At 58.6% G+C, this 14226-nt stretch carries 11 protein-coding genes; 7 read left to right on the forward strand and 4 right to left on the reverse strand.

Annotation, left to right across the window (positions count from 1 at the left end; all coding sequences use genetic code 11):
- The 5 genes from U4Y88_RS36705 to U4Y88_RS36725 form a co-directional block, all read left to right on the forward strand.
- Positions 1 to 1161 (forward strand): DUF2254 domain-containing protein (locus tag U4Y88_RS36705; protein WP_321789883.1); only part of this gene is annotated, 1161 nt, incomplete at its 5' end.
- Positions 1162 to 1415: 254 nt separating this feature from the next.
- Entirely contained in the window at positions 1416 to 2837 is a 1422-nt protein-coding gene (locus U4Y88_RS36710) for a DUF2252 domain-containing protein (RefSeq protein WP_321789885.1), read from the forward strand.
- Positions 2838 to 2964: 127 nt separating this feature from the next.
- A complete protein-coding gene (locus U4Y88_RS36715; protein ID WP_321789887.1) occupies positions 2965 to 4755 on the forward strand; it encodes a SulP family inorganic anion transporter in 1791 nt (596 codons plus the stop codon).
- A gap of 247 nt (positions 4756 to 5002) precedes the next feature.
- The gene (locus tag U4Y88_RS36720; protein ID WP_321789952.1) at positions 5003 to 6160 is read left to right on the forward strand and encodes an AI-2E family transporter; all 1158 of its coding nucleotides are present in this window, start codon (positions 5003 to 5005) and stop codon (positions 6158 to 6160) included.
- Positions 6161 to 6588: 428 nt separating this feature from the next.
- Positions 6589 to 7626 (forward strand): zinc-dependent alcohol dehydrogenase family protein, encoded by a 1038-nt coding sequence (locus U4Y88_RS36725; RefSeq protein ID WP_321789889.1) that lies wholly within the window; start codon positions 6589 to 6591, stop codon positions 7624 to 7626.
- Between the two features lie 591 nt (positions 7627 to 8217).
- Here U4Y88_RS36725 and U4Y88_RS36730 read toward each other — a convergent pair.
- Positions 8218 to 8910, reverse strand: coding sequence for a potassium channel family protein (locus U4Y88_RS36730; protein WP_321789891.1), 693 nt, complete (start codon positions 8908 to 8910; stop codon positions 8218 to 8220).
- Between the two features lie 1016 nt (positions 8911 to 9926).
- Positions 9927 to 10838 carry a universal stress protein gene (locus U4Y88_RS36735; protein WP_321789893.1) on the reverse strand — a complete coding sequence of 304 codons (912 nt, stop codon included), beginning with the start codon at positions 10836 to 10838 and terminating at the stop codon, positions 9927 to 9929.
- Between the two features lie 439 nt (positions 10839 to 11277).
- Here U4Y88_RS36735 and U4Y88_RS36740 point away from each other — a divergent pair, with 439 nt between their 5' ends.
- Complete coding sequence (locus U4Y88_RS36740; protein WP_321789895.1) at positions 11278 to 11802, forward strand: Spy/CpxP family protein refolding chaperone; 525 nt, start codon at positions 11278 to 11280, stop codon at positions 11800 to 11802.
- Positions 11803 to 11934: 132 nt separating this feature from the next.
- Positions 11935 to 12228, forward strand: a complete 294-nt coding sequence (locus U4Y88_RS36745) for a phage tail protein (RefSeq protein ID WP_321789897.1) — start codon at positions 11935 to 11937, stop codon at positions 12226 to 12228.
- 418 nt (positions 12229 to 12646) lie between these two features.
- Here the strand turns inward: U4Y88_RS36745 and U4Y88_RS36755 are convergent, their stop codons facing one another.
- Both U4Y88_RS36755 and U4Y88_RS36760 read right to left on the reverse strand, forming a co-directional pair.
- The gene (locus U4Y88_RS36755; protein WP_321789899.1) at positions 12647 to 13309 is read right to left on the reverse strand and encodes a winged helix-turn-helix domain-containing protein; all 663 of its coding nucleotides are present in this window, start codon (positions 13307 to 13309) and stop codon (positions 12647 to 12649) included.
- 191 nt (positions 13310 to 13500) lie between these two features.
- Complete coding sequence (locus U4Y88_RS36760; RefSeq protein WP_321789900.1) at positions 13501 to 14022, reverse strand: hypothetical protein; 522 nt, start codon at positions 14020 to 14022, stop codon at positions 13501 to 13503.
- Positions 14023 to 14226: the final 204 nt, after the last annotated feature.

A 14226-nucleotide genomic window follows, 5' to 3' on the forward strand; every position in this document is an offset into this window, starting at 1 on the left:
GTGTTTACGTTCAGTTCCTTACTCGTAGCGATCCAGATCGCGGGCGGGCAATATACGCCACGGATCATTGCGACAACGCTGCTTCGCAATAACGTGATCCGCTGGGTTGTGGGGCTCTTCGTTTTCTCGATGCTCTGGACCCACAGAACGATGACCGAACTCGGGCAGAGCGCCGTCATACCGCAACTGCAGGTCGCGCTCGCGACGGCGATCGGACTCGCTTCACTCGTCGCATTCATTCTTCTGATCGACTATTCGGCACGGCTTTTGAGACCCGTCAGTCTTGTCGGCCGGGTCGCGGAGCAAGGATTCGCCGTGATCCGCAACGTATATCCTGGTCAGCCAGCAGATCGGGGAGACTTCGTTTGCCTGGACGATGCTGTAATGGCTGAAGTGAGCACGATTCGGGCGAGGTGTGAGCCGGCCGATCGTGTGGTGTCTCTCCACAGTAAATCTGGCGTCGTGCTGGCGGTTAATCTGCCGCGGCTTGTGCATGAAGCGCATCGTGCCGACTGCTTTATCGAATTTGCGGTCCAGGTCGGCGATTTTGTGGCAACCGATGAACCGCTTTTTTACTTGTACGGCGACTCCCGGGCGTTAAGCGATCGTCGGCTGCGGAGCCTCGTCGCGCTCGGTTCGGAGCGGACGATGGAGCAGGATCCCATGTTTGCATTCCGCATCGAGGTGGACATAGCGCTGAAAGCGCTTTCGCCTGCCATCAATGACCCGACGACTGCTGTGCTGGCGATCGATCAGTTGCACAGGCTGTTACGCATGGTCGGAAAGCGATCGCTGGCGAATCGTGAGATCTACGACGAGGAGGGACAACCCCGCGTGGCCTTTTATACGCCCGACTGGGAAGACTATGTACATATCTGCTTCAGCGAAATCCGCATGGCTGGAGTCCGGAGCATCCAGATCGACAGACGCCTTCGCGCCATGATCGACAACCTCACGATGACACTGCCAGCGTCACATCATGCTGCGTTGCGCAGCGAACTGGCGTTGCTCGATGCAGCGATCGAGTGCGAGAACTTCATGAAGGAAGACGCGTTACTGGCGCGTATCGGAGACACGCAGGGGATCGGAGGGGGCTATCGAGGCCAGAGGCCGGTCGTCATGGGCGGTCAGCATTCGTCCCAAACGGCGGTCGGGCGTTAGCCGTGATTGTGGACCAGCGGGATACACCGAATAGGTCTGGCACAGGTAGGGCCGGTTGATCTGCGTCAATCCAGTGAGTGCGCTCCCGACTATCGTGAGTCAAATCACCCATCTGTTCGGGTTGATCGTCGCCTGATTCCCTGAACGCAATCAGGGGCTCGGCGAATGGCATGGCAGCGCTTCGGGACCGATGGAGCGTGTGCCATTTGTGCAAGGCACCGTGCGATAGCGATGCGAAGCAACGAGGTGGTGACATGGACAAAGCCGTTTCACGCAGGGCGACAGGCGCATCAGCAGAAAGCGAAGGGACTTACCGCACGCCAGATGAGCGCGCTGCGGACGGCAGGATCATCCGCGATCGGGTTCCGCGTTCATCGCAGGCGGGCTGGGTGGCGCCAGCGAATCGCCGCAATATCCTCGACATTCTGAATGAATCCAGTGAAGGGCGAATTCCCCATTTGATACCGATTCGCCACGGCCGGATGGCGGAGTCACCGTTCGCCTTCTATCGGGGCGCCGCAGCGATCATGGCTGGCGATCTGGCCACGGCGCCCACGAGCGGCATACGTGTCCAGGCATGTGGCGACGCGCACCTGATGAACTTCGGTGGTTTCGCGACGCCTGAGCGCAACGTGATCTTCGATATCAATGATCTCGACGAGACGCTTCCCGCTCCGTTCGAATGGGATCTGAAGCGCCTCGCGGCGAGTGTCGCGATTGCCGGCCAGCATCTGGAATTGCCGTCCAGCGATACCGTACGTATCGTCGTGGATCTTGTACGGGAGTATCGGGAACGGATGAACGACTATGCGTCCATGCGTGCGCTCGACGTCTGGTATGACCGGATCGACCTGCAAAAGTACCAGGATCGTACGGGAGACCCGGAAATCGTCGAGGCGGCGCGCAAACGTATTGCCCAGCGCATCGAAACCGAACGCCAAAAGAGCATTCCTGACCATCTGTATCCGAAGCTCGTCTCGGAAGAGGGCCAACATCCGCGCATCAAGGACGAGCCGCCCCTCATGTTTCATCCCTCTGAAGATGTAGCTCCTGGCCTGCAGTCGGGTTACATGGAGGCCATTGCATCCTATCGGCAGAGCCTCCCCGAACACGTGCGCATCCTGTTCGACCGTTTTCGATACGTCGATCTGGCCATGAAGGTTGTGGGGGTAGGGAGCGTCGGCACGATGTGCGGCGTCGGTCTGTTCATGGCGTCCGACAACGATCCTCTGTTCCTGCAGGTGAAGGAAGCACGCGCATCGGTGCTCGAGCCGTACGCAGGCAAGAGCCTGCATGCGAATCACGGCGAGCGCGTCGTCGCCGGACAGCGAATCATGCAGTCCGCAAGCGATGTTTTCCTCGGCTGGACACGCGGAAAGAACGGGCGGGACTTTTACATCCGGCAGCTTCGTGACATGAAACTCTCCGTCGTTATCGAGGCGCTCGATTCCGGCATGCTCCGCCAGTATGCACGCATGTGCGCGCATGCCCTCGCGCGTGCCCATGCGCGCTCGGGCGATGCGGCGACGATGGCCGGCTATATGGGTTCGGGCCAGACCTTTGATGATGCGATCGGTGAATTCGCCATCGAGTACCGCGCACAAAACCGGCTCGACTACCGCACGTTCATCCAGGCAATCCGGGAAAGCCGGATTCAGGCGGCCACCGACGCATAGCCGGACGCTGGCCTGTTAAACACGCCAGCGCAGGTGGCGGATTCATGACCTGCGGAGAGCCCGCATAGGGCGCACGAGCAATAGAGAGCAGTATCCCATCCGGTCAGATACCGGAGAGGAGAGCGTGATGGATGAGAACCCTGTCCCCATGGATGGAAAGCCGGTAAGAGTCCCCGCCAAAGGTTGGCGCGCGATAGTCGGACCCGCGCAATGGCTGCCGAGCTACAGGATGCAGTGGCTTTCGTCCGATATCGTTGCCGGGGTGACGCTGGCTGCCTATGGCATACCGGTCTCGCTCGCGTACGCGACGCTCGCTGGTCTGCCGGCGCAATACGGCATTTATTGTTATCTGGTCGGCGGACTCTTCTACGCACTGTTTGGTACATCGCGCCAACTGGCCATTGGGCCGACGTCGGCCATTTCGATGCTCGTGGGGGTCACAGTCGTGGACATGGCTGGCGGCGACCCTGAGCGATTCGCTTCCATCGCCGCGTTGACGGCGGTCCTTATTGCAGTGATGTGCTTGCTGGGCTGGATTCTGCGGCTAAGCTCGCTCGTCAACTTCATCAGTGAAACGATCCTGCTTGGCTTCAAGGCAGGCGCTGCGCTGACTATTGCGCTGACCCAGTTGCCCAAGCTTTTCGGGGTGAAGGGAGGCGGGGAACAGTTCTTTGAACGGATCTCGGTACTGGCCGGACAGCTTCCCGACACTCAGCTTGTCGTGCTGGCTTTCGGAATTGGCGCTATCGTCCTCCTGATGCTCGGCGAAAAATACTTGCCGGGGCGCCCGGTCGCGTTGTTTGTGGTCGCACTCTCTATCGTCCTGTTGTCGCTGACACCATTGGGCGCGATGGGGTTCAAGGTCGTAGGCGCATTGCCGCGGGGACTGCCGGTTCTCCACCTGCCCTTGTTGCGGGTCCGGGACGTGGACGGCATCGTCCCGTTGGCGTTCGCCTGTCTGCTGCTGTCTTATGTGGAGAGCGTGTCGGCCGCTCGCGCGATCGCCAAGAAGAACGGCTACGCAATCGATGCGCGTCAGGAACTGCTCGGGCTTGGTGCGGCAAATCTGGCCGCGGGACTGTTCCAGGGGTATCCCGTTGCCGGCGGCTTGTCGCAGTCGTCGGTCAACGACAAGGCGGGCGCGAAGACTCCGCTCGCGTTGATTTTTGCCTCTGTCACGATCGGGCTGTGCCTGATGTTTCTTACGGGACTGCTGACCAACCTGCCCAATGTGGTACTCGCGGCCATCGTACTGGTGGCCGTGAAGGGACTCATCGATATTCGCGAGTTGCGCCATTTATGGAAAGTCAGTCGCTATGAATTCATGGTATCGATGGTCGCGTTCGTTGCCGTCCTGCTGCTGGGTATTCTCAAAGGCGTGATCTTCGCCGTACTGGCATCCATGCTCGTACTCATCAGGCGCGCCGCACATCCGCACGTGGCCATACTCGGACGCATTCCTGGCACGCGTCGCTATTCGGATATAGAACGCCACGCCGACAATGAGCAAATTCCGGGCGTGCTGATGTTCCGCGTTGAGGCGTCGCTGCTTTACTTTAATGCCGACCATGTGCGCTCGGCGATCACAGATAGAATCGTGGCGACCGCTTCTCCCATCAATCTGGTGATACTGGATCTCTCGAACGCCCCCGCCGTGGACATCGCAGGCGCGAGAATGCTCGCCTCGTTGCACGCGGAACTTGTCGGTAGGGGAGCTCTGCTGCGCGTCGTTGCTGCGCATGGCAACGCCCGCGATATTTTGCGCGCTGAAGGCGTAGAGCAACTCGTTGGCGATATCGGCCGCAAGGCCTCGGTGGATGCTTCGATCGAAGCATATTTGCGAGAGGCCGGCGCGATCGCCATCGATGCCGGTGATCTCGCACCGGGAACTCAACCGGGCTTCGGAGAGACGGTTTAACGCCAGAGTATGTCCGCAAGACTAATCGGGCCTTGCAGCCTGGTCAGCGCGAACTATTCGGTCGGGCCTCCCTGAGGCTCGCCCGATCCTTGCGGGTCGGCTGCGTCCACCCGGTTGCGGGCGCTCCTCGATTCAGTGCCGCATCTGGCGCATGCGGTTGGCTCTTTACACCCTGCAATTGCCAAATTGCAGACTTCGCGTAATGCAATGCGCCGTTGATTACCGTGCGCAGTATTGGGGCAATGTGATGTCAACAATCGTCACTTCAGAAGCGACTTCTCAAGGTTCGCTCTCCAGACAACTGCTCGACGCGTTGATTCGCGCCGGGTTGATCGCGGTCCTGGCCGCCTTCTGTTATCGCGTCTGCGCACCCTTCATCAACCTTATGATGTGGGCGCTCATTCTCGCGGTCACGCTCTATCCATTGCACGCGCGTGTGCAACTTCGTTTTCCTGAGCGACGTGGCACGATTGCGGCACTCATCATCCTGATTGTGTTTGCCGCCATTCTGGGACCGATGGCGCTGTTGGGTTTTGCCTTCAACGACTCCATTCAGCACGCGATGGAGGCCCTTCGCGGTGGGGGAATTCACATTCCGCCACCGGACGAATCAGTGAGCCGATGGCCGGCGGTGGGTCCGCGCGTCTACGGATTCTGGCAGGAAGCCTCAACCGACGTGAATGGCCTCATGCAGAAGTTCGCGCCGAATCTCAAGCAAGCCGGCCTTGCGCTTCTTGGCTTACTGACTGGCTTCGGTAAAGACGTGCTGATATTTTTCGGGGCGATCGTGATTGCGGGCGTGATTATGGCGCATGGAGAGCGTGGTCACGCTAGCGCGCTTCAGATTGCGTCGCGCATTTCCGGACCGGCTGTCGGCCTGCAAATCACGGATCTTTGCACCGCGACGGTTCGCGCAGTCGCGTTGGGCGTCGTTGGCGTCGCGTTTATCCAGATGATACTGATCAGTATAGGCTTTGTGGTCATGGGCGTCCCGGCGTCGGGTCTGCTTGCCGTGGCTATCTTGCTCATCGGAATCATGCAATTGCCCGCTACGCTGATCACCGTTCCAGTAATCGTATTCATGATGGTGACCCGCGGTTTCGGTACGGCGACCATCGTTTTCTCGATCTACGTGTTTGTCGCTGGACTAGTCGATAATCTGATCAAGCCTTTTTTGCTCGGCCGCGGCGTCGCGGTTCCAATGCCCGTGGTCTTGTTTGGCGCGCTCGGTGGCATGGTGTCGGCAGGTGTCATCGGGCTGTTCATGGGGCCGGTGATTCTCGCGGTGGGCTACCAGATATTCTGGCGTTGGGTGAGGGATCAGCCGATGATCGACAGGCTGGTTGCAAACGTCGATGCGAAAGAAAGCCGGTCAGCGCAGACCGGCGCCGAACGAATTCCCTGATATGGCAGAGGAAAGGACGGCCGTTCGCGCTTAAGGCAAATCGAGTCCGAGCGCCACCACGATCGATGTTCACGTTGTGCCCACTTGGGTCGAGCGAGACCTTCACAGCTTCCGCGAGCGCGGTGACGCTATCTACCAGGCTCTGGCGCGCGGCCTGATGGAATACGAGGGACTTGCCGGTCAGGATGCGCCTCGCTGTCGGTGAGCCGTTGTAATGCGGCGAGGCGCAACGCCGTGCGCCCTTGCCCGCGTGTGCGTCTCCAATTGCTTAACGTCGCGACGTTTGGGGCTTGGCCTGAATCAATCGGGATTGAGCAGGGCGCTTTTGATCGAAGTCAATCGTGCCTGGCATCGGCGGCGCATGATGAGAGCCCGCTCGCGCTGGCGCGTACGTCGCCAGCTCAGTTCCGAACACCGATGGGGGAATCATGAAAGCACTCGTCTACAACGGTCCGGGCCATTTCGCAGTCGAAACGCGCCCGAAACCCGAATTGCAGGCGCCCGGCGACGCCATCGTCATGATGTCGAAGACAACGATCTGCGGCACAGATTTGCACATCCTCAAGGGCGACGTGCCGACCTGCACGCCGGGGCGCATTCTCGGTCACGAAGGCGTGGGCGTCGTGCAGCAGGTTGGTGGCGGCGTGAGCACGCTTAAGCCCGGTGACCACGTGCTGGTGTCCTGCATATCGAGTTGCGGGCAATGCGAATACTGCCGCCGTGGCATGTACTCGCACTGCAAGTCGGGCGGTTGGGTCCTCGGCAACCGCATCGACGGCACCCAGGCCGAATACGTGCGCACGCCCCATGCTCAAACGAGCCTTTACAAGATTCCCGCAGGCCTCGACGAAGCGGCACTCGTGATGCTCTCGGATATCCTGCCCACGGGTTTCGAGTGCGGCGTGCTCAACGGCAAGGTCGAGCCGGGCAGCACGATTGCCATCGTCGGCGCGGGCCCGATCGGGTTGGCGGCGCTCTTGACCGCACAGTTCTACTCGCCCGCGCAGATCATCATGATCGACATGGACGCAAACCGCCTCGAATGCGCGAAGCGCTTCGGCGCCACGGCGTGCGTCGATCCGCGAGCCTCGGATGCGCACGACGCGGTCATGAGCCTCACGGACGGCGTGGGCGTGGATTGCGCCATCGAGGCGGTCGGCGTGCCAGCGACGTTCGAGCTGTGCGAGCAACTCGTGGCGCCGGGCGGTACGATCGCGAACATCGGCGTGCATGGCGTGAGCGCGTCGATCTTCCTCGACAAGCTCTGGGACCGCAATGTGTCGATCACGACGCGCCTCGTCGACACGGTGAGCACGCCCATGCTGCTCAAGACCGTATGCGCGGGTCGGATCGATCCGACCCGGCTCATCACGCATCGTTTCGCCTTCGGCGACGTGCTCAAGGCTTACGAGACGTTTTCGCACGCGCCCAGCACCCAGGCGCTGAAAGTCATCATTGAAATGTGACTGGAGTCGGCGCGGTGGACTTCGAGGTTGTCCACCGCTGCGCTTTAACCGGGATCGACGGTTTGACGAAGTCGGTGTTGGGGCGCAGTGAAGCAGTTGTTCGAGCGGTCGAGTCATGAGTTCGCCTCGGACCGTGAAGATGAGCAATCGTGCAGCGAATAGGGAAGCGCACGCCGATATCATGCGCGCAGCCGTCGTGGGGATGTGCGGGGGGCGCGCGCATTCAGTCGCAGCGGCCAGAAGAGCCGACGAGGCAGTAGGGGCGCGCCGCCGGCAACGACAGCCGCTGCAGCGCGCCGCGGCTCGCGACAAGAGCCGCGGCGGCGGCGCTCACGACGGTCGAAGTCGTTTTCTACAAGGAGACTCTCGATCATCGCGGGTTTCCCCGCCGGTGTGAACTGATGCGCGTGACCGGCGAGTCCGTTGAACGCGACGACGCTATTGCGCGTGCCATCTTCGAATTCGAAAAACAGACACAATGTGTGAGCCACTGGAACATCGCGGCGGATGGCTACTAGGTTAAAAATCGATCCTCCGTTAGCTCGCTGCCAAAGTCGCCAAATGCCAAGGCGGCGCACGCGGTGGCTGAATTCAAGCCTTGTCGGCACCGGAATTCGCAAGGTGCAACGAAACAAGGCGTGCCAGCACGATAGCCGGATAAAGCTGGCCAATGAGTCCTTCCAGATTCGCAATTGATCTCGCCTGGCGAGCAATGGGCACGATGTCGCCATATCCTGCGGTCGTCAAAGTGACGAAACTGAAATATATCCACGTTGACGGATTCTCCTTATCCGTGCCGATCGTGACACCAGAAAACGCATTGGGAACCCGTAAATTAATGAGCTGATAAGCGTAGGCGCAAATCATGCCAATCAGGATGTAAAGGGCGATTGCTCCGTCTATCCGGCCAAATGTGACTTTCCCCGGGCCGAATACAGTCATTCCAATCGTCGTGCCGATCAGCGCGACTGCCGCGAGTGCGGTTTCGTCACGTATCGCCAGCGTGTAATCCCCTGGAAACAGCCAACTCGCGCAGCGCACCGCGATGGCAGTGAACGCACCGAATGCGATCAGCGGAAAGGAGCCAGGTCGTTCTGTCGAAGTCACGACTCCGGCCATCAGAATCAACGAAAAGAGAGCGTCCTGCGTTACTCGGCCAGCGAAACTGCCTGGTTCGGTGAGGAGCGGGACCCCGAATACGGACATAACGAGGAGCCCTAAAAGCGCTGCCAGGCTGCCCTTGCGTAGCCATGCGAAACAGTCTGCTATTTGCAAGTACGACATAGCTTCTTCCATCAGGCAAAAATTGGTGCAGGGGCCGGTCAGTAGAGTGCAAACGCATCAAGCGAACTTAATGGTGCAGTGCATTGAGACTAGCCCCATATCGGGTGGTTGGTGCAGCCGGCTGACTTTGTGATTATCCGCTTGTGAGGGTATTTCTCCACGCCATTCGGTCCATAGCTCGCCGGCCGATGCCAGCCAACCAATCAGCGTCCTCCGACGTCGTTGCCAACGCCCCCAACAATTGCCATGGGGCCAACCACTGTGACACAAGGCGGCGCGTGACTTGATACTTTCTGGCGCGAGAACATGATCCGCAATGCCAAGAAAGCCGCTCCTTCGCGATATCACACACTGGTGTCTCTGGCGGGAGTTGACACAAGTCAACGAGACACGCCGTGCGCGGCCGGCCAGCTATACCGTCGCAGTTCACATTCCGATGTTCGCAGCCACTTTGCGTTCCGTACTCGTCGGCTGGCCTCTGATGCTCGCGCCGCTCCGTACCGTCCTTCTGCGCAGCTGATCGATCCCGTCAGCCCGGTTGTGTTCGATAACGAACCCGAACGGGGGAACGTCATGCGTGCGCCACCACGCCCCATCCGCGCGCGGCTGCTATCGAACCGCTCACTCGCACAGGGGGAGCGTAGCCGGTACTTTCACCGCATTGGCAGTGCAGGGCGTCTACGCTGGCCGTCTGAGCGTGCCCTAGCAACAGCCGCTCGCCCTTACGCTTGCCTTTGTGACACCCGTTCTGGGTGACGTAGTATTGGTCTTTGTCATCCGCGCGTTGCCCCAACCGGAAAGGGTGTTCCGTACTCAACACCGGAATCGCTATCCCTGGATTGTTATCGGCGTAACCGGCGTGGTGCTTCTGGTGTCAATGACATTTTCCGCCGTACCTCGGCTGTTTCGGCGGGTAGCGGTGTTTGGCTTTAACGCGGACGTATAAGACGCGAAGCTGTTGCCATCGGTATTCATAGTTTCCACAGCTCCAGGTGGCCAAGTTTAACCGCAAGCATTCAGGAACCCTCCCTATTGACGAGCAGGATCGGTGTTCTAGTGGTGAGTAGAACTCGGTGCGCGACACTGCCAAACGCGAAACGTTTAAGGCCGTGCCGGGTGTGCGTGCCCATGACGAGCAGGTCCGCATCCCACTTGACAGCTTCGCAAACCAGGGCATCTGCGATGTCTGCCGCTGTTTCCGATGGACCGATCGTGCTCGTTGTCGTGCATGTGCCTGCGCCCAGCAACTCCCTTGCGGCCTCCAATGCCATCGCGCCTTCGTCTTGTTGTCCGTCCCTCCGTTCGCCGGGCCACCAAACGCTTCGGCCAATGACGTACACCGCTCGAAAACGGGATGCGGCGGTTGCGAAGCGGACGCCCAATCGCACGCACCTCTGCGTGTCGGCGACGGAACCCACAGCAAAAAGAATCCGATATGGACCATGGGCCATATCGGCGCTACGTTGCGGCACTATCAGTATCGGCAGTGCGCAAAGTTTGACCAGCGGCTCCGACACATTGCGTTTCAGATAGCGAAGTAGCGAGTGACGCTGGTGTGCTCCAACGACGACGATGTCTGCATTCCACGATGCGGCGGCGTCGACAATTGCATGAACCACATCGCGACGCTTCACGGAAAGTGCAATCGTGGCGGTTTCAGGTTCAAAGCCTGCTCGTATGAAGAGTGCATTGGCGGAGGAGAGCGCTTGCGCGGCACTCCGTGTTGAATCTTCGTTTGTCGTCGAGGCGTGTCCAGAAGGAGCAATCGATTGCGTGAGCGGAACGACACTTACGATACGGATAACACTGTCTGGTGGGGCAAGTTCGCACGCGAATCTCACAGCACAAAGCGACGCCTCCGAATGATCCGCGGCGATGAGTATCTTGAGTGGACTGTTCGCGCTTCGTCCTGATTTCGAGTTTTCCATAACGATATCTTCCCGTTCAGCGCTTCGTTCAGGTTGCACGCTTGCGCTCTCTGACTTTCCGTGTTGGGGAAAAATTCTGATGACTCTACATTCGTCGGAATCTCTCCGACGAAAACCTATCTCGGATCTCGCATTCGCTGGGCAAGGCGAGATGCGCGGCTGCAAAAATACCAGTATCGGACACCTGCTTGATGTCGTTACCCGTTTAGCGCAATTTCAAGGTCATCTCTGACATCACAGTAGGCAAGGACGCTTGTGAACGCTTGATATGTGTCAATCACGAACCTGCACGAAATCGCGTCGTGATAGGCCTTTTCCGGCTTGCAGTTAAGAGCATTTCGTTCGTCGTGAGTTGACACAAGTCAACGGGCCTTATCCGACGTCATTTAGGCTAAGTTTGCAGCTATTTGGAGTACTTTTCGATTGGTTGGCGAGGAACATGATGAACCCCAGGACTTCTTTTTTGCGTTCGTTGCGGTATTACATCGTGGCGATGCTCGTCGTTTCCCCTATCGCATTCTCCTTTGCGCAGCAGAGGGATGCATTGCCTTTAGAAGGCAACGGATCATACCGAGGCCACACCGGTATGATGGCCGATTGCGACGAAGATTGCATGGGCGAAGGGATGGGTGGCACGCACATGATGAGCGGTTACGGATGTGGCGCCGAGCATGTCGGCTGGGACCCTGGATTGAAACTGTCACACGACCAGCAAATCCGCATGAACGCGATCGTCGAAAAGTCGCGTAAGGCCCTTTGGCAGTTGATGGGCAAGATTCTCGATGAACAGTCGACACTTCGCTCACTTTATGCGTCTTCAACGCACGATCAGACAGCCATCGATACCAGTTACGCCGCTATGCGCGACCTTCGCAAGCAGATGCGTGGGATCTCTTTGGATGAACACAAGCGCATCAATGAACTGTTGACCCGCGAACAGCGGGAGCGGTTGCGCGACTACTAACGCAATGTGGCGCCGTGCGCGTAAATTCGCCGTTGGCGCATGTGCTCGCATCCCAGTCGCTGCTCGGTGGGTGCTGGTTGCGCGGAGCAGATCGACAAAACATTGACGTGGCGAGCGGAGTAATAGAACAGGTTGCAGAAATTTCCCGGACCCTTGGCGCTCTTGCGCTCTTGCGCTCTTGCGCGCTTCGCACAAGCTGTCGATATCGTGCTGATCCTGCGCTGGGTCCGTCAGGTACACGATGTGGAGACGCGCCCGAAAAATCTCACCGTATTCATCGACTCGGGACTGTTCGCCGCCGCTGTCGGCCGATCGCGGTCGTTTGAATACCACTACACGCTGATTGTGCTGCTGCTTGACGCGCAAACGCGGACCTCGCGAACCGCGCGGACATGTTTGCGAAGCTGCGGACGGCTCGATGCATGACGCCCGAAGCAACGCGGGACCGCCTTGCGTTCGGCTTAGCTGGCTGCGTCGTGCGAATCGCGCGCGTTCACCGGATCGGCGAGTACAGGCGCGCTGCGGTGCCATCAATCTAACGGTGTCCGCGTGTCCTGAGTTACAAGGGCAACTCCACGCTGGAATCGATGCCGTCGGCGCAACCTCGGTCAGCGCTGCATCGATCTTTACGGGGAGTAGAGCAACGGGATCGTATTCACCCGCGTGCAGCGCACGGCGCCATTTGAACACCGGGTTAGTGTTCAGTCCGTGTTCCATGCCAGGCGCGCGACCGAAATCCCGAGCTCACAGGGGATTGGGGTGTTTGGGGTAGCGACGGGAAATTTCGAGCCTGCTGAGCTGAACTCCCACTGAGCGCTCGGGAGTAAGTTGAGTTCGCCGGACATTAGTGGCGTCGCGCCAGCTTGTATCCCTTGCCTCGCACAGTTATGAGCCTTTCGGAGCCGATTTTTCGGCGCAAATTTGAGATGTGCGATTCAATCGTGTTGCTGCCAACTTTATCGCGCGCGCCATATAGTTTGTATTCAAGAGCCAAACGGGAGAACACGTGGCCCGGCGCTTCGATCAATGTATGGAGCAGGCGAAATTCTTTTGGCGGAAGGAGCAACGGCTCATTGCCGAGCGTTACCTCATGGCGGACAGGGTTTAGCGTGAGGTCCTCGAATGTGTACACCAGGTTTAGCTTCCCGCCTTGGCGGCGTAGAAGCGCGCGAACTCGCGCAGCCATTTCATCAATGTGGAACGGCTTGACCAGACAGTCGTCGGCGCCAGCGTCTAGCGCAGCAATTCTGTCTTCTACAGAGGTTCGGGGCATTAGGGTGACCACTGACGCGCTACCTCCACGTTGGCGGTAGCCCAGTAGTAGGTCGAGACCTTGCGCGTTTGGAGTGCCCAAACTCAACAAGATTAGGTCATAGTTATCGCATTGAACTGACGACTCAAACTCGCGCTCATTACGGGCCCAATCGACCGAATAACCTGCCTGCCACATCTCCTCAAGGACGGTGACGCTGGCGAGTTCATCGTCCTCAACTAACAGCAAGCGCATGACGGAAAACTCCGCGTCATTGTTGTGCGAATGCTGCCTTGTGACGTCATTGCATTTCGTCAGGCATAGCGAGACCGCGAACTCGTTGCCGTGGCAGCATCGGGGACTAGTCGCTGTCGGTCGGACTGTTGTAGGGACGGTGAGTTGGTGGGGAGTATGTCCGTACGCCGCCTGGAGATTGACGGAAGGGGTCATGGCGCGCTGACGACTCGATCTACCATTTGTGACAGGATGCCCGTTTGTAGCATTCGATTTTTTACCGGGGCTTCGTGGTAATGCGCGGTGGCAACGATTCGTCCGTATTGCATCGTGTCTAGATTAATAATAGACCAGTAAATTGCGGGATTGTTAGTGCCCGATTTATTGGCATACTCGACAACGACGTTATACAAAAGGCGCGTTTCGCAGACGCCGGGAGCTGATCCTGGGCTATAAACTTCAGAAACGACACCGCGATTTTGCAATGCTTGTCGTAGGGATGGAAGGAAGCGATCATCGGCGACCTTCGTGTTCAGGTCAATACATACATAATGCGTCACTGCGCGAGGACCATTAATGTAGATCAGCGGGATCTGCACGGCCGTGCACCCGGTCACTGCGGTGAGCGCGACGGCAGCAGTCGCTAGCATGGAGGTTTTGAGGCCGGATCGAAAGCGACGACCGATCTGCGGGGTGCGTATGAACTGACGGAGATTCACGCGGTGGGCGGGCATACAGAACTCAGACGCACTATCGCACTGGGAGCGTTCGCTCACGGTTGTGGGTCACGCGTGCGCTTGAAGATGTCGGGGACAAAGCGGCAGGGATTTTAGCGATTTGTCCTTGGCTGTAGCTTAAGCGCTACTTGCATTGAGCCAACAAATATTTCCGACTATTTCATCGTGCGCATATTATTAATAATGATTCGCAGTACCCAA

Source organism: Paraburkholderia sp. J94 (assembly GCF_905220285.1).
Classification (GTDB): domain Bacteria; phylum Pseudomonadota; class Gammaproteobacteria; order Burkholderiales; family Burkholderiaceae; genus Paraburkholderia; species Paraburkholderia tropica_A.